The 19,342-nt window shown below is 41.2% G+C and carries 20 protein-coding genes; 1 reads left to right on the top strand and 19 read right to left on the bottom strand.

Annotated features, from left to right (window positions below):
• Positions 1–57: 57 nt before the first annotated feature.
• The 8 genes from MKY16_RS01140 to MKY16_RS01110 form a co-directional block, all read right to left on the bottom strand.
• Entirely contained in the window at positions 58–1,188 is a 1,131-nt protein-coding gene (locus MKY16_RS01140; protein ID WP_340953711.1) for a hypothetical protein, read from the bottom strand.
• Positions 1,189–1,307: 119 nt separating this feature from the next.
• Complete coding sequence (locus tag MKY16_RS01135; protein WP_340953709.1) at positions 1,308–2,252, bottom strand: hypothetical protein; 945 nt, start codon at positions 2,250–2,252, stop codon at positions 1,308–1,310.
• A gap of 27 nt (positions 2,253–2,279) precedes the next feature.
• Positions 2,280–3,266: a stalk domain-containing protein gene (locus MKY16_RS01130; protein WP_340953706.1), complete on the bottom strand. Its 987-nt coding sequence runs from the start codon at positions 3,264–3,266 to the stop codon at positions 2,280–2,282.
• Positions 3,267–3,400: 134 nt separating this feature from the next.
• The gene (locus MKY16_RS01125; RefSeq protein WP_340953703.1) at positions 3,401–4,270 is read right to left on the bottom strand and encodes a stalk domain-containing protein; all 870 of its coding nucleotides are present in this window, start codon (positions 4,268–4,270) and stop codon (positions 3,401–3,403) included.
• Between the two features lie 8 nt (positions 4,271–4,278).
• A complete protein-coding gene (locus tag MKY16_RS01120; protein WP_338533083.1) occupies positions 4,279–4,422 on the bottom strand; it encodes a hypothetical protein in 144 nt (47 codons plus the stop codon).
• Complete coding sequence (locus tag MKY16_RS01115) at positions 4,398–4,631, bottom strand: hypothetical protein (RefSeq protein WP_137077592.1); 234 nt, start codon at positions 4,629–4,631, stop codon at positions 4,398–4,400. The genes MKY16_RS01120 and MKY16_RS01115 overlap by 25 nt, the downstream gene beginning before the upstream one ends.
• Before the next feature lie 36 nt (positions 4,632–4,667).
• Positions 4,668–4,769, bottom strand: coding sequence for an SHOCT domain-containing protein (locus MKY16_RS26080; RefSeq protein WP_445744871.1), 102 nt, complete (start codon positions 4,767–4,769; stop codon positions 4,668–4,670).
• 3 nt (positions 4,770–4,772) lie between these two features.
• Positions 4,773–5,516, bottom strand: coding sequence for a hypothetical protein (locus tag MKY16_RS01110; protein WP_340953697.1), 744 nt, complete (start codon positions 5,514–5,516; stop codon positions 4,773–4,775).
• A gap of 236 nt (positions 5,517–5,752) precedes the next feature.
• On the opposite strand from MKY16_RS01110, the gene MKY16_RS01105 reads away from it, so the two are divergent.
• Positions 5,753–6,103 carry a helix-turn-helix domain-containing protein gene (locus tag MKY16_RS01105; RefSeq protein ID WP_137077590.1) on the top strand — a complete coding sequence of 117 codons (351 nt, stop codon included), beginning with the start codon at positions 5,753–5,755 and terminating at the stop codon, positions 6,101–6,103.
• Between the two features lie 17 nt (positions 6,104–6,120).
• Here MKY16_RS01105 and radC read toward each other — a convergent pair whose 3' ends face one another.
• The 11 genes from radC to MKY16_RS01050 form a co-directional block, all read right to left on the bottom strand.
• A complete protein-coding gene (gene radC, locus MKY16_RS01100; protein ID WP_340953693.1) occupies positions 6,121–6,720 on the bottom strand; it encodes a RadC family protein in 600 nt (199 codons plus the stop codon).
• A 747-nt stretch (positions 6,721–7,467) separates the two neighbouring features.
• Positions 7,468–7,695: a hypothetical protein gene (locus MKY16_RS01095; RefSeq protein WP_340953690.1), complete on the bottom strand. Its 228-nt coding sequence runs from the start codon at positions 7,693–7,695 to the stop codon at positions 7,468–7,470.
• A 1,466-nt stretch (positions 7,696–9,161) separates the two neighbouring features.
• Entirely contained in the window at positions 9,162–9,503 is a 342-nt protein-coding gene (locus MKY16_RS01090; RefSeq protein WP_340953688.1) for an Imm8 family immunity protein, read from the bottom strand.
• 523 nt (positions 9,504–10,026) lie between these two features.
• Positions 10,027–10,551, bottom strand: a complete 525-nt coding sequence (locus MKY16_RS01085; protein ID WP_340953685.1) for a hypothetical protein — start codon at positions 10,549–10,551, stop codon at positions 10,027–10,029.
• 134 nt (positions 10,552–10,685) lie between these two features.
• On the bottom strand, positions 10,686–11,159 hold the full coding sequence (locus tag MKY16_RS01080; protein WP_340953684.1) for a hypothetical protein: 474 nt from the start codon (positions 11,157–11,159) through the stop codon (positions 10,686–10,688).
• 6 nt (positions 11,160–11,165) lie between these two features.
• Positions 11,166–14,276, bottom strand: coding sequence for a CdiA C-terminal domain-containing protein (locus tag MKY16_RS01075; protein WP_340953681.1), 3,111 nt, complete (start codon positions 14,274–14,276; stop codon positions 11,166–11,168).
• A 76-nt stretch (positions 14,277–14,352) separates the two neighbouring features.
• Positions 14,353–14,769, bottom strand: coding sequence for a DUF4280 domain-containing protein (locus tag MKY16_RS01070; protein ID WP_340953680.1), 417 nt, complete (start codon positions 14,767–14,769; stop codon positions 14,353–14,355).
• A 15-nt stretch (positions 14,770–14,784) separates the two neighbouring features.
• Positions 14,785–15,285 (bottom strand): hypothetical protein, encoded by a 501-nt coding sequence (locus MKY16_RS01065; RefSeq protein ID WP_340957535.1) that lies wholly within the window; start codon positions 15,283–15,285, stop codon positions 14,785–14,787.
• Between the two features lie 14 nt (positions 15,286–15,299).
• The gene (locus MKY16_RS01060; protein ID WP_340953678.1) at positions 15,300–16,592 is read right to left on the bottom strand and encodes a pentapeptide repeat-containing protein; all 1,293 of its coding nucleotides are present in this window, start codon (positions 16,590–16,592) and stop codon (positions 15,300–15,302) included.
• A gap of 62 nt (positions 16,593–16,654) precedes the next feature.
• Positions 16,655–18,070: a phage baseplate assembly protein V gene (locus MKY16_RS01055; protein ID WP_340953676.1), complete on the bottom strand. Its 1,416-nt coding sequence runs from the start codon at positions 18,068–18,070 to the stop codon at positions 16,655–16,657.
• Entirely contained in the window at positions 18,067–18,741 is a 675-nt protein-coding gene (locus MKY16_RS01050) for a hypothetical protein (protein ID WP_340953675.1), read from the bottom strand. The genes MKY16_RS01055 and MKY16_RS01050 overlap by 4 nt, the downstream gene beginning before the upstream one ends.
• Positions 18,742–19,342: the final 601 nt, after the last annotated feature.

Here is a 19,342-nt window from a genome sequence, read left to right as displayed (position 1 = left end):
TTTTCATATCGGCAGAGGGGAATTGAATTTTTAGCTATAAATATCTAATTTTATGGTTTAATATCTCACCCTGTAATCTATAACCTGATAAGTATCCTTGCTTCCCACTTTAGCCTTTTTCACGATAGCTTCGGCAACTCCACGGGTGTCGAAGCCTACATCATTACCCCATGCCTGATCTTTGGGTTCATACAGAATGCTGTCTCCTTGACTTTCAAAGTCCGATGTGTAAATTTGGATTTTAGCTGTATATGTCCCATTCCCGTTATCGTAGAAATTCTCGACTTGGGAAAAGTCCATATACTGCTCTCCATCCGCTGTATCCCACTGATAACTGCTACCGACTAACGGATATGTTGATGTACTTTCCGGCTTTACATTAATATCAAAAAACCTTTTGATCGTTTGTACTACATACTTACTATTCAATTTATCTGTAAACTGCTGATTGTTTTCAACCGTGGTAATTCTTTTGCCGTAATTAATTTGATTGTGTTTAACAGCAAAATCAATTAAAATCTCTTTATCGTAATCGTTAATATTAAAATTCCCCATATACGCTTCGCTTAAATTACTAAAGAATAAATTGAGTTTCTTTTTTTGATCATAGTCAAATGTAGAGAATATGTCTTTACGAGACGTCGTCTTCTTATCCTCTGCTTTTGGTTGTTCTTTGCTCGGATCATTTTTATGGGCTGTTGATTTTTTCGGTGCTTGAGCTTTGTTTCCTTCAGTATTTCCGCCATCGTCGACCTCATTTTCTTCAAAAACGGTCTTCAAAACACTAGCCTTCATCAGTTCGTCTTGCGGAACATCATTGAATGACAAGGCAGAAGCTTCAAATTCGTCTTCTTTCCCGACAATAAATTGCAAGCGTGCTTTAACCTTCGTATCTCTGTACATCATATATCCAGTAAACTCGACTATGTCTTCTCCGGATTGCGCCTTGAAATACTTCCATGTATTATCACTGAAGAACTTTGAGAATGTTTCCCCAATAGGTTGATTCACGTAGGCTTTAAAATGGCCGTTCTTCACAGCCAATACATGCTCATTATCCTTATCACTCACATTGCTGACCTGATCTTCTACTTTGGATGTTACATCCTTCACCACCTGCTCCGATTCAGTGCTGCAAGCAGAAAGCAACAATAAAAGAATAAGTCCAACTGTATATTTAACTTTCATTATGATACCACCTTAAAAAGATTTATTTATATGAAACCTGTATAAAAAACAAGCCCAACGGGCTTGTAGAAAGCTTATAAACAGCTACATTAGCTTAGACTGAATGCAAGGGAAAATCCTCACCGTTTCACCTTTAAAGTAACCAATGCGTAACTAATTTTGTTCTGCACCTTCACCTTTTTGACTACAGCTTCAACTTCGCTCACCATCTCCGTCGAAGGACTGTCTGCATCATACAAAACTCCACTCACTCTCAATTTATTTTGTCCTAAATCAAATACATCATGAGCGCGAACGTAGTATACCGGCGCTCCATCCGCACCATCAAATAGGTAGCCTTTACCGTTAAATTTAAAGCCATTAACAGAACGGTGATTACGGAACTGGGTATTGAAATATTTCTGTATGGAAGCTTCCACGTGCGTCTTCGAAATAAATAGTTTACCGTTCGAAGTGCTAATTCTGGAATTAAAATTATTGATGTAATTATGCCATACACCAAAACGAATCAACTCTGCATTATTAACTCGCTTAGCATCAAATTCATCAAGATTCAATTCAGTGAAGTTACTAAGGAATGTCCCCAGCTTTTTCATTTCTGCAGCTCCGACATTTATTTTTTTGTACAGCTTAAAAGTACCTAGAGGAAACGAAAATTCAGAAACTTCTTTTCCTGTCCAAGTGATTTTGACACCGTCATTTTGCATTTGAATACTCATTTGACCGTTATTATACTCATCTTTATATTTGAAAGAAGCTTGTCCCTTGGAATTGAAAACTACGGTTCCATTGACCACACTGCTACGCATTCTTCCGACAGAACTTTTAAAGCTGCTCTCTCTGCTGTCTTCGAATGGAATAAAATAATCATTAGAAGCCTCAACAGTCACTTGGTTACCTTTGCTTTTCATGTCGAGCATCATCTGATCCATGCCGTATTGCCCAACACTGTTATGATCTTCCCAATGTCCGTTGTAGTTGCTTGCCGCTGTCACAACAGAAGTGAAATTGAATGACACTGCGAACACTATCAAACTGCACAACGAAAGTAGTGTCTTTTTCATTGCCATACGTCCCTTCAAATGAATTTATTATCCTACAGCAGACTCAGCTTCAAACGTATTGTTCAGCAGGTTCCCCCACTCTTTGGTAGCCTTATAATCTTCTGATGTCATATTTCGATTTAGTCTAATGCAAAAGACACCTACTTCGTCTTCTTTAAATATGACCAAATAGATATAAGAGTTCTCGCCGTCATTGATAAAGATATCATAGGCCTTATCAACAAAAGTACGCTTTTCTTTGATTTCTCCATCCAGAAAACCATGTCTGTCCAAATACTGCTCATAAGTTTCTTCCAACTTCAAACCTTCCTTTTCAGAATAAGAAGATAACATATGATCGGAGTAGGATGATATTTTTACAAATGGGCTTTCATAGAAAATCGTCTCAATAGTTTCATCATTTTTTTGAATGACTAACGGATCACCCCATGACAATGGATAATTTACTTTATAACCTATGGACTGATCCGTATACCTGCCATATTTATTCGAAACTTTGCTTGTATAATTGTCTTCGTACCAACGCTCTCCCATGCCCCCATGATACAATATCGCTCTTTGCTGGACTTTATCCCACTTCATTTTCACATCAAGATGGTCTGTTAACACACGCAAAGGAACAAGCAATGTACCTTGAATATTAACGGGAGCAATGCTTAGCATTCTAACCTGTCCATCAACAATCGCTTGCTTGCTGTCTGCACGCAATTGAACTGTTTTTCCGTCAAGTTGAATTTGGTATCTCTGAGCCAGTTTGCTGTATTCTAAAGAGCCTCCCAACAACCCAACCAAATTTTTAACTGGCAGAAATGTTGTACCCTTGTAGGAGATCGGCGCTGCACCTGTGGAAGGATCAAGCAGTTTTTCTTCTCCATTGACAAGAATGTTGGGATTAGCAACCTGCAAAATAATCTGCGTTCCAATTGCATCTATTTTCTCTTCGGCAAAAATAGTATCCGTATTCCAATTCATCAAACCTACAGCCAATAAAGCTGTAATAAGTAACTTTTTCAACTTTATGATTCCTCCCCATTTGATACACTCATACTAATCTCAATAGAGCCTCCACTAACCTGTGTTAGCAGAGACCCTTTATCGTTTTTTATCGGTATATATTATATTTTTTTGAAGTTTGGTACATTAATTATTTAGCGTTCCACAGTAAGTTCGCTCGCATTACTCCAACTGCTTGATTTATATTTGATCCCTGCCAGCATAGCCCAATAGTCCACATCAGCATTGGACACCCACATGTTGTCCTTACTATCCCAATAGACTAGAATCCGCCCACCGTCCACTTTTTTAACTTCGCCATAAAAGAAGCTGAACTTTACACGATCTCCTTTTTTAATGACAAGATTGTTTTTGGAAATGGGTTTATTGTTATTTTGATTAGGAGTTGGAGCAGGTGTTGTGTTGGACGCATCTTCGGTATTTGAGTCACCTGTCCCTGAATTAATAGGAATAAAATACTCGCTGTAATCTGTAGGAATTTCGCCAAACTGGCCTTGGTACAAGGCAATAGTCTGATTTTTTTGATCCCATATGAGCTGTAACCCTAAATGATCGCTCACAAACTTTAAAGGAACCATCGTCCGTCCTGATATTGTAGTTGGAGCAACATCAAGATTAGTCTGCGCTCCATTAACAAATGCCTTTTTATTATTTAAGTACAAGACAATTTTATTAGAATTTAGTGATAGCGTAAGCTTCTTTGGCGCTGCATCCCAACTTGTAGAACCCCCAAATTCCTTAATTATGTTGCCTATCGGAAGCAGTACACGATTATTTACCATTACCGGGGTAGCGTATGCTTCCGGGTCAATTAAAGTCGAATACTCCGCATCATCAACAAACATACCTGTTTCGTCTACTTTCAGTATAATCCTCTTCTGGCTGCTTTCAGCCGTTACTGTACTTGATGCTGTAACCGCAAATATAGCTAATGCTATTAAACTAACCCACTTGTATCTTTTCACTTTACTCTTTCCCTTCTCACTATGCTTAAGCAATTTCATATTCCCGTTTACGTATCCTTTTTGCCTGAACCTTTATCTGTATATTTGTCGTTTAGTTCTTTAGCGGTTTGAATAACATTGAACTTATTATCCAGAGTCATGGTAACCGCGTCCTTAGCCGCATTTTTCATTTGCTCCCATTTGTTATCCATCTGTTGTGCAACCTCCTTTTATCAACGATTTTTTTACCTAAGCCATTTCCAAGTAAAATTCCTGAACCAATACCGATTAAGTACCCGACTGCCGTTCCTACTCCAGGGAAAATCACTGTACCGATAGCCGCCCCTGCTCCCCCACTGCCAAGCGCCGTTCCTGCTGATAATGCAGTTTTTCCAATCCGCTCTAAATACTCATCCGACAATTTATTTCACCTCCTTCCTAAACGGATGAGATCGGACTACATTTTATCCAACAGTGCTTTCTTGGAAGTTTCAAATTCTTGGGGGCTTATCAACTCTTCATCAACCAGCTTTTTTAACGTCTTTAATTTCTCGCCTATTGCTTAATGACTTTCCTTGGTTATTGCTCCTCCATTCATATGCCGGAATACATGAGTTTCAAAGCTTTTATCAGGTAACAATCTGTAGAATGTATCGTAGTCCTCATATCCGAATTTTAAACTCCGCGTTTCCCCTGCATCGTTGTAAAATAACGTGGTTACCCTGGTATCATGTAGCACCATTTCGGATTTCACAGCATTGATCTTCTTCCTGCTCCCGATGACCGCTCCCGCTGCTCCCACGGTTTTACCGCCCATAGCGCTGCCAAGCACGCTACCCACAACTGCTCCTGTACCTGACACTCCTCCACTATCACCGCCGGATACTGTTGTTTCCGTATAGAAGTCTCCGTGAATAGTGTAGTATTCAATATCAACTAGCGGAACCCGCACCAGTTCCATTTTACTTACATCGCTCTTGTAGTAGCTTTTAGGGTATTCTCCCGGAAATATAAATAGAAATGCGTTATCACACCAAACATAGTGCTTCATGGAGCTGACCAGGGAACTGTGACCATCAACAAACGTAACCAGCTGCGCTTTTTGGGGGATTCGGGTTTGTACTACCATGTTGTGGTGTAAGACTCTGGCCTTTTCTTCTTTAGCAAATTTAAGAGTAGACCAAATTATAATAGGTATTAAAAAAGCTGTTATTAAAGGATGAATAAAGCCTGTTAGTAAAGCTAGCGTTATAAAGATAATGAAGACTACAAAGACACCAGCCCGATTATATTTTTCCTCATACATATTATAGAAAACCATTCCTCTCTTGAATTCATTGGACTCGTATAGCCTACTTATAAATTTTTCTTACCGTTTACTTCATTCAGGTTATTTCATATCCTCTCCTTTAGAAGCATGTCTTTTGTCCTAATAATATCCAGTATAGTTCAATTGAAACATACAGTAAATATTTTAATGCTTATAGTTAGTTAAATAATCCTCTTGAATTAACTACTGTTGAATGTGGAGGGGATTCAGGAATGAACTACGCCGATTTAGGTACACGTATTCGCCAAGAACGCCAGCGGCTAAATCTTACACAGGAAAAGCTTGCGGAGCGAGTTGATTTATCTCATGCCTATATTGGGCAAATAGAGCGAGGAGAACGTAGTCTTTCATTGGAGACACTTGTGAAGCTTGCAAATGAATTAGGGGCTACTGTGGATTACTTGCTTACAGAAGCAGTTGAGGTGAAAGATGAGGCTTTAATTAATAAAATCAAACAAACAATTATAAGCCGTCCTCTGGAAGAACAGCAAATGGCTTTGGAGATGATAGAACTAATGTTTTCGCATATTGATAGACTGCGACCTTTCAAAGATAAGGTTTAAGTATACTCATACACCGTTTAAAAATGTCCATGTTCTTTTATACTATAAAATGTACTCTCACCAATAATGACATGATCCAAAATATCTATCCCTATAATGTCCCCTGCCTTGGCCAATCGTTTGGTTGCCATAATATCTTCTTCAGAAGGCTTTGGGTCCCCACTAGGATGATTATGAACACATACAATGGACGCGCTACAATGTCGTATTGCCGCGCTGAAAACTTCTCTGGGATGAATCACTGTGCTGTTTAATGAACCGATTGAAACGATCTCTTTATAGATCACTCGATTTTTGGTATTTAACAGAAGGCATATGAAGTGCTCCTTGGTTGAAAATCTGAATTCCGGCCCCAACAGATTATATACATCCCTAGGGTGACTGATAAAATAGGGATTAGATTCCGGCAGTGTGAGAGTATTGGCTAGTTGGAGTAGGGCCATAATTTGTCTTGCTTTACTATGCTTGATGCCTTTTATGGATATTAGTTGCTGTTCCGTAGCATTCATTAGCTGTGTTAACGTCGGGAACTGAAATAATAACTCTTCTATTAAGTGGTCTTCCGCTCGATTACTCACAAAGGTTGAGATTAGAGTTCTGAGCTTTTCATTATACATTTTTAGAGCCTCCTAAAATATACATTATATAAATAAATAATATATATTCAAAAGATTGGGATTCCCTAATATAACAAATGCTGTTGTCAATCGTGCAAATCTTAGTCTTATTTGCTCATTGTAAGTGATGGTTATTCATCAACACAAAGTAGGTCATTGAGACAAGTTTCAAAACTTGTTCTCGAATCTCTGCTATTTTCCTGCTTTTAAACTGGATATATACTATTTTCTAAGAACAATAATTTTCCAAGAGCTTTCCTATTATAATGATCAGGTTATTTTGCTCTCCCAAAACTAATAGGTGCAAGTTTCCAGAATGGGAATGGTTTCATGGTCTCGGAACATACAAAAAAACACAACGTTTAGCTACAAATTAATGTTTTTCGCCAAACTTCCTACGTATTCATGGTACCTTCCATCCAAACATCAACACACTAAACAAAAAAATAATGGGTCTTTTGTGTGTAAGATATGGATATCACATATCTATCAACAAAATTCTCCATTATTTTTGTTTATGTTTAAACCGTCCAAAACTATTGTTACTTTCGAGTTTCATCATAGTTAAATCCTCAACCAAATAGAATAACAAGTAAAAATTTATATTAAGTTCATTTCCTACCTGCACGTTACTTCTCTTTTCCAATACCACCTTACAGAATCATAATCAGTTCAACACATATACTCTCACACTAAGCTAGTTTATTTTCTCGATGGGCGTTTTATGATATATGATCTAGGGGCAACTTACAGACTCTCGTTTTGACGGATACGTTGTTCTATAGTCGATACGATTTCCTTAAACGTTTTTTCAGTCACTGCCAACGGGATACCGTTAACCATCTCCATAATCATTGCTTGAGCAATATCTCCTCCTTCTACTCGTACCATAAACGAATAATAAATTTTTTCCCCCTTAATCGTACCACCATAAACTGTATATTCTCTGGTAACCTGCTTTAATGTAATTTCCATATGATTCATTTGCTCCTTCATGCGTTAAGTATTATTGGGAGTATACAGGTTAATAATATATAACTCTTTTATATGAATATACGAATACATAAAAAAGATCTAATACACATTTAAGTGTATTAGATCATCTTATTTCTATTTTTTTATTATAGTGGTATTTAAACTAATATGTACTACATATTGGTCCATTAGATTTAAAATCAATCCAAGGAATTCGTAATCATAATACCTTAACGTTCTCCATACTCTGAATAATGTATAATGCCTTTTTCCTTTTCTTCTTTATGTAATGAATGAAGTAATAAAATTATGGATTAAATATATGTATATTAATAGGCAATGTCTTATATATCTCTTTAATACAAGGTATTACGATGTTCCTAAATTCATAGATACTATCATAATCTCTTTTTGTCATTTCAATTACTTTAGATACACGAGTGGTTTCTGAATCTTTATAATAAGTCCTACCTTTCGCTGTTTTCTAAATAAGTTTCATTTCTATATGATTAACCTCCCATTAATATCAGACTATAATGTAGGGGGTCATCCCCCTACCGGGTTGGTCCCCTCTTCGGGGCCCTTCTCTTTCCCCTTGCTTTCTCTACTTCTCTTCTATCTGTCCTCTGGCGCTCCCTCTCTCGCTCCGATCAACCCCTTTTTTAGGTCCTTGTCTGGTGTTGCCGCCCCTCCGGGCGGGATACCCTTTATCTGGCCTCCCGGCAACCCTCTGTCGCTCTCGCTTCTCTATTTATTCCTCCGCCCGCCCAACCTTTATTCCCATGTTTGTTAGTTAATATTTTATAATACACTTATTTTATATATTTTAACGTCGGACATTCTATTAATAGAATGTAGAGAGGTGAATAAAATGTAATTAGTTATCAGTAAGAAAATTCTTAAATAATTGTAAGGGAAAAGTAGAGGAACATTGCTGAATTAAAGAAAAGGCCATGGAGATAGAATAGATATTCGACATGAAATTTCGAAAAGCGAAAGAGGTTAAAGTTAACACTCTAACTCAAAACTCCTTCTAACTCAACGAAAAATGGCCATATGATCTGGCATTCATTTTTCGTTGGGCTAGAGAGAACTATAAAATACCTTTTCTACACAAATTGCGTTCATATTTAATAGCTGCTAACACTCAAAAAAACATTTTTTAATTTAGTTCAAGTTTATCTTCACTACACTACTACTTAACCGCTCAAGTGCCGATCTTGCGCTCAAGACTTCGTCTTGCCAAGACCAATTTTGATCTCCTATCTGTCCAACCCCTTCTTTTTTAATATTGTCAATTATATGTACCTATTCAATATATATCAATATTGTTTAGCGACGATATCGACGAAAGCGTCAATATACACCAATGTTGGTACCGTCGCATTTTCTATAGAAATAAAGCAAACATAATCCTGATTACTTATTCAATATTACGCAGTGACTCTCCATTCTATAGTGAAAGGTCATACATCATACTCCCACTTTAGATGCCTGCTAATTGCTAAAGCTACATCTTCCCAAGTAGACCCTTCGCAAGATTGTAAAACTTTGTTTATTTCATCTTCTACTATTTTTAAGTTATCCTCCATTGTCGATTCATTGACTACAAACGTATATCTACCATTAACGATCCTATCTTCTTCTAACCATCTCATCAACCTTTTCGGAGTAACTATTCTAAAGTGAAAATAGTCAGCACCTTCAAAACCTTCCTCGCCAATATCGGCATCTGCCGCAATTACAAAATCATCGATATTATCAGGTTGATTACCCTTTAATACTATTCTTTTTAACTCTGGTTTCATATCCATTACTCCTTTATTAATTTACCTTAACGTGACATGATAGTTCGATATTATATTACCTTTTCCATCATTGATTTCAAAATTAGCTTCATATACTTTGCTGCCAGCTTGTTTACTTTTACCAGACTTTACTCCAGTTCTAACAGTTTTTGTACCATCAGCACTTTTATACAGAAGGATCGTGTTGATTAATAGCTTCATAATAATTCCCCGCAAGATTAGACGAGCTGCCGGATGTAAATCCACAGGACATATACTGGACAATTGGACAACTGGTGGAAAGAAGAAGTGGATACTTGATGAAAAATTAGATGACAGCGAATCATGATCAAGGCTGATTTATTAATTTCAGCAATATGAAACAGACCTATTCCAACTTATGGTTTAAGTTGGAATAGGTCTTTACAAGTTTACAAGCGAGTTTGCTAAGTTTTTAAGTGTTTGATTTGTTGGTTGTATTGTATGATCTTTCTGTTAGGGTTGTAAACAGGTTTATATTAAAAGTCTTCTTCCGACATTAATATTAAGTGAACCCCCTACTCCATCCGTATTTTTTTGTGTTGAGCATATATTCTTTGACAGGTATGAAATTAGAACTATTTAATTCAATATATACATTCGACCTTGTTGCTATAGACAAGTCACATCTACCATAAGGCCATCCCAGAGTTCCCTCTACTTCATAAATATTTCCTTCATCTTCCTGATATACTTCACCCCAAGTTTTGTTTATTTTCATTAAACTATTATCTGGCCAGCTTAGTTTGATGTAAGAGGTTTCCTTACTAAATAGTTCGACTTCTATGTTTCCACCAATAACATCATGAAATGTGAGCCTAGAGTAACCCGATACGTAAATATCATCATTGAATGGTTTGGTATTTTCAGTTAATCCATACGCTTCTAAACCAAATACACTAATAGGTAGAGTTACCCCCCATACATCTAGTACTAATTTAGTAGAAGAAATTGATGAATAGTCAATGTTTATTGTGGACTCACCCAAGTATATGAACTCAAATTTTTCATTAGTAATATTTAATATCATGTTTATTTTGACCTCCTTAAAATTACTTCTAGCTGATTTATTAATTTCAGCAATATGAAACAGACCTATTCCAACTTATGATTTAAGTTGGAATAGGTCTTTACAAGTTTATCAAGCGAGTATGCCAATACATCTTAGTTTGACAATTCTTTTTCAATGTAAGGACGGTCAAGTAGACTAAGTAGACTTGTGGTTAAATATTTCGTCTGATACTGGTCTAAAGTGTTATTGACAATCAGCTGACCATTCTCAATTCTAAGCAACTGAGCTGAACCATCTTCTAGAAATAATAGATTTCCATCAATATGTCTTATAAGCCTTCCCATAATTTTAAACAAAAGCTCTAGTCCTTGATGAAAAGTATTACCAAATAATTGAATTCTGATGCAGACATTTACATCTAAGTTATAATGATTTCTAACAAAAGCGATATCAGAAATATCTTCAATTTCAAGAGCCAATGAAAATAGCTCAGACCCAATAACTATTTCCTCATCGTTACAACTCAATGATGCCTTCTTGTTCGCATACTCAGTTGTAAATCTTTCCATCATCTCACCTAATGAATTAATACCTACATTAGATAGTAAAAACAATTCATAATCCATTCACTTCTATCCCCCAAATACTCGTGTAATTTCCCCATCTTTCACAATAGATAGTTCTTTTAAGTTCTTTAAATCACCGTTTGGATTTGCTTTTCTTAAAATCCCTTGAATAATTTCGGCGACTTTTTCAGAAGGGAACTGATCTACATTTAGAACTATTCTTTCTGCTTGTGTTTTAGTCTTTTTTGTTATGTTTCTAAGAATGTTATCTACATTTGTTTCTATTGTTGGCGCATAACAGTCAAATACCTTACCTTCAATTAAGAAATCTGGATTTGACGACTCTTTTATTCCGTATCCATTACCACCGTTTACTTCATCTAGCATCTCAATGTCATATCCTTGATCTGCCATTAGATCGGCTGTTTCACTCTCTTTCTTAATACCGTGTGAGTCACCCTTTGTATAGTTTCCTTTAGGTTTTCCACCTTTAGGTAAAGAAGGTTCTGTTAGATTAACATTACCCGTCCCCTTAGTCCCAGTCGGCTTTTCGTTTGGTTTACTTGGTTTCTGCGAAGAAGGTGTGCCTTCACTCTTGCCTGACTTCGAACTAGAAGGTTTAGACGGCGTTGATCTATTGGGACTTGGCCCCTCGCTTTCAAACATTCGATAAAGATCCTTAGTACTTTCAACACTATTAGATGCTCCGGTATACATTACCGTTGTTCCTTGTACTCCCATAAAGGCAGATTGTGCCATAGCAAGGACACCTACGGGTGCCCCTACTCCCGTAGTCGTTATCAAACCACCTAAGAATCCTTCCCCCACAGCACCAACCGTTTCTACAGCTCCGGCTACAGTTGTTAAGGCATGTCCGATCACTTCACCTGTTTTACGTGCCTTCGGATGATCTGAGGCGTATTCCTTATTCATTAATCCATACGAGTAATCTGTTACAACTGCTGATCCTGCTCCTAATACAACTTCTCCACTCACATCTGCGGCATACTCCAACTCGTTCGCCATCTGCTTCGCCATAATGGCTTCGTTTTCCGCATTCTGGAACTGGGCTTCCGCCATAAGATCCCACCATGACTGCTCTTTTTCTTCTTTTTTTGGCTCCAGCTGTTGGGCCATGTAATTTTCGGAATTCACCTTCCAGCGTTGTCTTAAATCCGCAGGAATCTGTTGGTATGCTTCCCCCACTTCATTTGCAAGCTTTCGTATATAGGGTACTATATCCTCCAATGAGGTGGGTAACCCTAACTCACGTGCACTCGTAAACACCTTCCCTAGTATCCACTTTTTATAATAGGCATCCCTGGCTTGCTCATGCTCGTATTGACTAATGAGTCCTTGCAACGCCAAATTGGCTAAATATTTCAGCGGGTGCAAACCACCTTTGGCACCTCCACCCCCAGCACGACTCGTTCCTGTGCTGCGAACAGGAATAGCTGCGGTTGCGAGCAGAATCGAACCCGCTGCTATTCCCATAGGTCCGATTAGCGATGCTGCTCCCATCGCAACTCCTGCCACTACTCCCACCACCGGAATGGAGCCTAACAGCTTGGACACCGTACCCAGCAACGCATCAGCTTTTTTTTGAGCTGTCGGGCTCGTGATCTTCGCGGTCGGGGGCTTTGCTGTGCTGTTGGATGAAGCCTTCGCGGCTGCGGATTGTGCTGCTTCATATGCCTTAATATTCATCAGCGGCGGTTCCGGCACGGGAGGAAGATCCATAACGAACACTGGAGCCTTCACCGTACCCTCCTGATCAATCACCGGGGCTTTGATATCCGTTTCACCATCCAGCACCATGCTGCTGGCTCCGCCTTTAAGATACAATGCACTTCCCGCCTCAAGTGACAGCTCCTGACCTGCATCCAGCTTCACATGACTGCCTTGAATCTGCACATTTCCCGGACTGCTGACGGTTATACCACTCCCTTCATGGAGTGTAATGGAAAATGCTCCTGAGGTGGACAGAGTTAGCTCTTGCTCCGACATGTCCACGCCACTTCCTTGCGCATGTCTCCATACTTTGACGTCTGGCTGCCCCGTTGCGTGTCGTTGCTGCCGTAGCGAATCCGTCACATACGCTTCATGTTCCCGGCTCGTCGGCAAGTAAAGCTCCACACGCTCCCCAATCTCCGGCATATCGTACCAGCCGCTGTGTTCTTCCGCTACATAGCGAGTCGCCACAGGGAACCAACATGCTTTAGCCAGGTCTTGTTTAGGGTCGATATCCAACTGGAGCTGTATAAAGTCTTGCTGTACCTTTAACACACTACCCGTAAGTGTAATCCCCGTAGCCTTATCGTTTTCATAACGGGCATAGCGGATATCCTGTTCGGCCTGGAGATCGTAACGAGTGAGCAACAAGCCATCCTCTAACCGTGTCACTGCCCGAACGACGACCAACTCTTTTCCTGATCCAATTGGTAACGTTATGAGATCCCCTAGCGCCACATAAAGCAGACTTTCGATCACATAAGTCACATACGAACCTGCGCGTTCTCCTGGCTTTCCCTCATCTAGCTCATGAAACGTTTTCCGTACCCGGTAAAATACATCCCGTTCCACCTTGTACGGTTTGCCTTCCGGCATCCCGAAAAAAACTTTGGGCGACGCAGCCGTTACCTCCGGCACCAGCACCGATCCAAAGCGGGAGGCGAGGCGCTTTAAAAATGCCCAATCCGTCTCCTCATATTGTAAAACAAAAGTGTCCAGTTTGGCATAGTTCGTGACGGTATCAATGGCATCTCCATACTGGTATTTTCGAACCATCGCTGTGACCAGGTCATCATAGGTGCGGTGAATATCTTGATAGGATCGCTTTTTCAGCTTGATATCCATCTGATACGAATGCGAGGCGGCTTCCAGTTCAAAGGTATACACGCCCCGAGTGCAATGCACCGATAGACGTGTAACGATGCCATGGAACAATCGTCTTAGCGATTGTTCCTGCTCATCCAATTGGCGGATGACGATCGGTTCATCCTCCATGTTCTGTCCAATACATGCGGCTCCCTGTTCTTCCGACAGCATGCCGCTCACCATCAAATATGCATGATCGTTGATGGCTCTTGTAATTTGAAGCTTCTCTATATGTTGAGGCTGAAAGGAACCGTAAAAACGCAGGCTTTCATACCCGATTCCGTTTTGTAATACACTCAAGTGAGTTCATGTCTCCTTTCGGGCGGCTTAAAGTCGCGAGGTCGCTTCCGAAACCTAGCGGCTTTGAAACAGACCCTTAATCCAGCTCCTGCCCATCATTTTCAATTTGGATATGACCACAATACAGACACTGATGGGTACAGTTCTGTGTCAAGGCGGGCTGCCCCTCGATCTTCACGTCACTTTTCCCGTTTAGCCACGGCATGGTCAAGACCGGAACATACGGGGCCTTCTTCACGCCATAGATGTCCACCATCTCACTGGCCTGCACGGCTGGATTTAGAGGACTAGAGCAATTCCCAAAAGGCTGGATGTTCACACCCGGTACATAATCTCCAATGTTCATTTGTGCTTTGTTTTTCACGTAGACCCCATGGCTAAAAGGCCGTTTCAAACGGGTAGGCTGCGTGTCATAACTACAGCTTAAAATTGCTCCTGCCACGACATAGCTCTTTTTTGCACCCGTTCCTGGTTTCACTTGGGCTTCTCCCACCTTACTCCATCCTCCTTAGTGCTCCATCTCGATTCGTTGTACTCGAATACCTGTAAAAGATCGACGCAGCAGGCTTTCCGCCACAGCCAAATGGATATAGATATGAGGTTCAATCACTCCCTTAATCCGAAAAACAGGCGACTCCATCTCCCCCTGTCTCAGTATCAAACGCTTCAACGTTTCATTAGGGTACCATTCCGTTTGTGCGGACAAACAGTCAACCATCGGCGGTCGAAGCACCCAGTACACCTCCTGCCTGGCCTGCTGAAAATCGGTAAGGATGGCCGCTCTCCACTCCAGTCCCGGCATATATTTCTCTAATAATGCTTTCATCCGATCCGACACTAGCGGCAGAGGATATTCCAAAAAGTCCGGGTACACCGTTCGTGGATCGGTATGTACAGCCAGAAAAAGAGGATCATCCTGCAGTCCCTGGGTCCCTGTCAGGATGTCTTCTACTTGCAAGGGAGAGAGCACAGCAGGTTCTGCCCGATGTTTTACCCGCTCGTCTACCATCAGTCGAAAATATCTCAATGCAGCCACTCCCTTTTACCAGCGGCATCCCTTGCCTGTACAGACGCAGACGCCTCTTTGTGTGAAAGGGAAGCCTCAAGAGTTGCCCACTCCAATCCAATGGCTCCTCTACGCTGTGCATCGGTAAACATGGCTCCTTGTACATTGGCGCCCGTAAAATCAGCTCCAATCAAACAAGCCCCTTTAAAGGAAGCACCTGACACATCCGCTCCAGCAAAGCAGGCATCCGTTAGATCCGCCCCGTTCAAGAACGCTCTTTGTAGTGACGCATCTTGAAATACGGCTTCTCGCAGCTGTGCGTCTTGAAAACGGGCCCCCTGCAAGCTCGCCCCTGTGAAATCTACGCCAGCAAAACCTAATGGCTCCCAATCTAAAGCAGCATCTGATCCATATCCGGCGTTCCCCATAACGGCATCTAATATCGCCCCTTTCATCGAGCATCCACTAAAATCGGCTCCATGAAGCAAGCTGTACGTTAAGTCGATTCCATCGAGTTGACTTTCCTCCCACATCGTTCCAACCAAGACACAGCCATGCAAGCGACTATGTTCCATCTCGATTTGGCGAAAAGCCGTATAGCGGAAATCCAACTGACTATAATCTCCGTCCGAAAGCTGGATTTTCTCCAACGCCTGATAGCTATAGGCATGCTCTTCTTGTTCCTCCAGCCACGACCGGATTTCGCTCGCCTCCAACGCTCTGCGATCTTCTTTATACACTGATATAGTGTGGTCCATATATTCCCCCACACGAATCTCAAATGTTTCTTCCCGATCCAGCTCCTGAAACTCCGGTAAGCACACCGTCTTTTTTATCGCCAAACGCATCATATTCACAACGAGCACATGAATATGTACCGCTGCCTCCAGCATGACCTGCTCCCATTCAAGCTCCGGTAGAGAAACATGCTGCTTCTCTACCTCCCTTCGCAATTTTTGTTGCAAATCGGTCCAATAGGAATATGTCCAGCTTGTATCCCATTCGAATCGGATCGGTTTAGAATCAAGTACCCATAAAGCGTTCGCTGCCTCCACCAGATAGATAGGCCGCTCCTCCAACCATGTGGTACGTAGCATGGAGTACGTGATATAACCGATCTTTCCTTTTCTTCCTTGAAGCTGCTCTTGCCGAATGTCCCGGCAATATCCCCGAAACTCCTCGACACAGGCTTGAATCTGTTGCTCTTGCTTCGCTTTGAACTTCAGCGCCCAGTCTCTGCGGATCAGGAACCACGCTTGATTTAAGATGACTTGCTGCTGCGGGTTTAGCTCATCTATAGGCTTCTCCATTTGCATTCCTCCACTAGTTGAAGCTTTTCATATGTCATATCATCATGCTGTCGCACTACAGCCTAATTCGACTTCACTTCACTGCCCTTCATATCCGCTGATCCGCTCAATTGAATATGACTGCCGTTGCAATCCATACGCAGCTCACTGCCTGCGGACAGACTCATCGTTTTCCCAGCAGATAGACTCAAATTGCCACCCGCTGAGATACTTACCTGCTTGCTGCTTACGATATGAATGCCTTCCTTGTCGTCCAGCTTGATAAAAATAGCGCCATCTTTACCCGTCACGACCAGCTCATCCAGCCCCAAACGAATCTCCTTGCCATGGGGTGTTCGCCATATTTTCATCTGCGGATTGGAAAACTTGTTGTGTCCGCCCCCTCTGCCTGCACGTCGGACCGCACTCCCCGCTATCCCATCTTCTTCACGACTGCCCGGAAAATAGAGTGAAACCGGATCACCTTTTTCCGGCATCACATACCAGCCTGTATGGCCCCCAGCACTATACACCGTCGAATAGTTGAACCAGTGTGCCTTATCTACATCCTGCTTCTCATCGCAATCCAGATGGATGCGCACCTGATCCTGACGGACGTCCACAACCATACCGCTTAAAGAAGCTCCCGCCAGCTTTTCCTGATAGTAGCTTTTTTGCCGTAAGCCTTTGTACGAGGCAAGCACATATTGATGCCGCAGCAGCCCTTGTCTCATTTCGGTATAGGCTTCCACTACATACAAGCTGTGTCCCTGAAAGGTCATCTGAGCGCCCAAATCAAGCACCTCGTCCGTCTCTACCTCATAGAAAATAAAGTCATTTTCTGTCACCTTCGCCTGCTCATTTTCCAGAAAATAACGGAAAGGCAGCATCTGCTTGCGCACGGTATAACGAGTATGATCCAGCACCACCTGTGCAGGACTATCCTCAATGCCAAAATAAAATTTAGGGCTGTCAAAACGAGCCACAGGCATCAGGCTCGTATGATACCGGGAGGCCATACGTCTCAAGAACGCCCAGTCCGTTTCCTGATACTGGATGGACAGCCTTCCGATTTGCTCTCCACCTGTCGCTCCATCAATCACATCCAGCCCTTCGTAGTCCTTGCCGATCTGCTCCAGCATCTGAGGAATGGTCATTTTCGTATATTGAAAAGAACGGGTACGCTGTTGGATGTCCATCCGGTAGGTATGGGATATCGCCTCCACCTCCAGATAGTACACGTCCCGCACGACCTTCACTTCGACCGATAGCGCAATTCCGCTGAATAGCGGCTTACTTTCACCAGACTCATTCCGCTGGTTCACCTGGATGACAGTGTTCTTTTCCGTCGTTTCCACATAGCTGTCCTGCATATCCTCGGGGATGATTCCTGTAAAATAGAGCCGGGTATGCTCGTTGATTTTTTTCGTGAGGGTAAGCTGTTCCAGCTCAACCAGCTCGAAGGGATAGATTTGAATTTGATCGTAACCGAGGCTCATAGGAAAGCCACTCCTTTCTCAAATGTGGAATCCGAAGGTGACGGAACAATATGGAGAGATTGCACTGTATTTTCTGCCACAGGCAACCACGTTTTCATGTCCGATTCCATACAGTTAAACGTACCCATCGTCACCTGTCCCTCATGGACAAACAACAACATTTCGTTGTACAAATTCGTATCCACACCTGAGGCTACAAAACGGATCATTCCGATGGACAACCCGTAAGGATTCATGATCATTTCCGTACCGATCCAGTTACGAACAGGTTGTACAGACCGCAGTACATCTGCCATTTGTTCTACAAACTCGGGAAGTTCGTCCACCTCCAAAGCCGATTCTGTCGAATTAAAGGCGATATTCACCGTCCCTTCCAGAGAGGTATAAATCACCTGGGGGCGATGTTCCGAAGGATATTTAAATTTAGCTTGCTCCAGCGGCATCAGGCTAAAAAGTTTGGGGATGCTAACCGCCACTTGTCCATCCAAAATCGTTTTCCATTCCAACGGGATCAGCTCATCACCCATCCTTAGCACCCTGTTTTGTTCAGCAACTGAGTTGTCCTGACCAGGTACATCAGCTTGAGATAGGTTCGTATTTACGTTATTAGATGCTGCATCATGATTAAGCTTATTTTTGAGACTTAGGATATGCTCGTCCATATAGTTCATAGAGGTGGTCCCTTCTTCTTAAAAAGATGAGAGTTTACTTCAAAATACGAAAGTAAGAGGGGATATTTAACAATAGCCCATCTTATGTATGTATCGGCCAGAATAGAGATTATGTTTACAGAAAGAACCATACGAAGCGTTATTTTCAATGTATATTTCTGAAATTAATATGGAAAAGAAGATAAATAAGAACGGACTACCGATCAAACTAAAACCGTCTTATCTAAAAAAAAAGAAATTATCATGTAGAGTACACACCAGATGTTCTTTTTCTTTTTAAGGGCAAATAATCACCCCCATTGAACCTAAAAAAATTGACGGTACCAACGAAAGCGTCATTCTACGCCAACGTCGGTACCGTCGCTATTTTTCTATAATTCCATCTCAAACTGCTTGCCAAGCATTCTTTCTACCTACTTTATTCCCCTTCAAATTCAACTTATACAAATGAAAAATCAATACTATTCAGTTATATGCAGTGCATAAAATTTATAAACCAAGTTGTAGACATGATGTCTACAACTTCTAGTACAATTTGATCCTTCATAATTTCATGTCTACATTTCGTCTACATTTCGTCTACATTTTAACACCATAAAAA

Origin of the sequence: Paenibacillus sp. FSL L8-0641 (assembly GCF_038006265.1) — a bacterium.
GTDB classification, from domain to species: domain Bacteria; phylum Bacillota; class Bacilli; order Paenibacillales; family Paenibacillaceae; genus Paenibacillus; species Paenibacillus polymyxa_D.
Note: the sequence above shows the minus strand (reverse complement) of the source record. Positions and strands in the feature narration are given on the sequence as shown.

Coding starts and splice junctions, on each gene's coding strand:
- MKY16_RS01140 (WP_340953711.1), bottom strand. CDS start 1,188: ATGAAAGTTAAATATACAGTTGGACTTATTCTTTTATTGTTGCTTTCT.
- MKY16_RS01135 (WP_340953709.1), bottom strand. CDS start 2,252: ATGAAAAAGACACTACTTTCGTTGTGCAGTTTGATAGTGTTCGCAGTG.
- MKY16_RS01125 (WP_340953703.1), bottom strand. CDS start 4,270: ATGAAATTGCTTAAGCATAGTGAGAAGGGAAAGAGTAAAGTGAAAAGA.
- MKY16_RS01120 (WP_338533083.1), bottom strand. CDS start 4,422: ATGGATAACAAATGGGAGCAAATGAAAAATGCGGCTAAGGACGCGGTT.
- MKY16_RS01110 (WP_340953697.1), bottom strand. CDS start 5,516: ATGTATGAGGAAAAATATAATCGGGCTGGTGTCTTTGTAGTCTTCATT.
- MKY16_RS01105 (WP_137077590.1), top strand. CDS start 5,753: ATGAACTACGCCGATTTAGGTACACGTATTCGCCAAGAACGCCAGCGG.
- radC (WP_340953693.1), bottom strand. CDS start 6,720: ATGTATAATGAAAAGCTCAGAACTCTAATCTCAACCTTTGTGAGTAAT.
- MKY16_RS01095 (WP_340953690.1), bottom strand. CDS start 7,695: ATGGAAATTACATTAAAGCAGGTTACCAGAGAATATACAGTTTATGGT.
- MKY16_RS01090 (WP_340953688.1), bottom strand. CDS start 9,503: ATGAAACCAGAGTTAAAAAGAATAGTATTAAAGGGTAATCAACCTGAT.
- MKY16_RS01085 (WP_340953685.1), bottom strand. CDS start 10,551: ATGATATTAAATATTACTAATGAAAAATTTGAGTTCATATACTTGGGT.
- MKY16_RS01080 (WP_340953684.1), bottom strand. CDS start 11,159: ATGGATTATGAATTGTTTTTACTATCTAATGTAGGTATTAATTCATTA.
- MKY16_RS01065 (WP_340957535.1), bottom strand. CDS start 15,285: ATGGTAGACGAGCGGGTAAAACATCGGGCAGAACCTGCTGTGCTCTCT.
- MKY16_RS01060 (WP_340953678.1), bottom strand. CDS start 16,592: ATGGAGAAGCCTATAGATGAGCTAAACCCGCAGCAGCAAGTCATCTTA.
- MKY16_RS01055 (WP_340953676.1), bottom strand. CDS start 18,070: ATGAGCCTCGGTTACGATCAAATTCAAATCTATCCCTTCGAGCTGGTT.
- MKY16_RS01050 (WP_340953675.1), bottom strand. CDS start 18,741: ATGAACTATATGGACGAGCATATCCTAAGTCTCAAAAATAAGCTTAAT.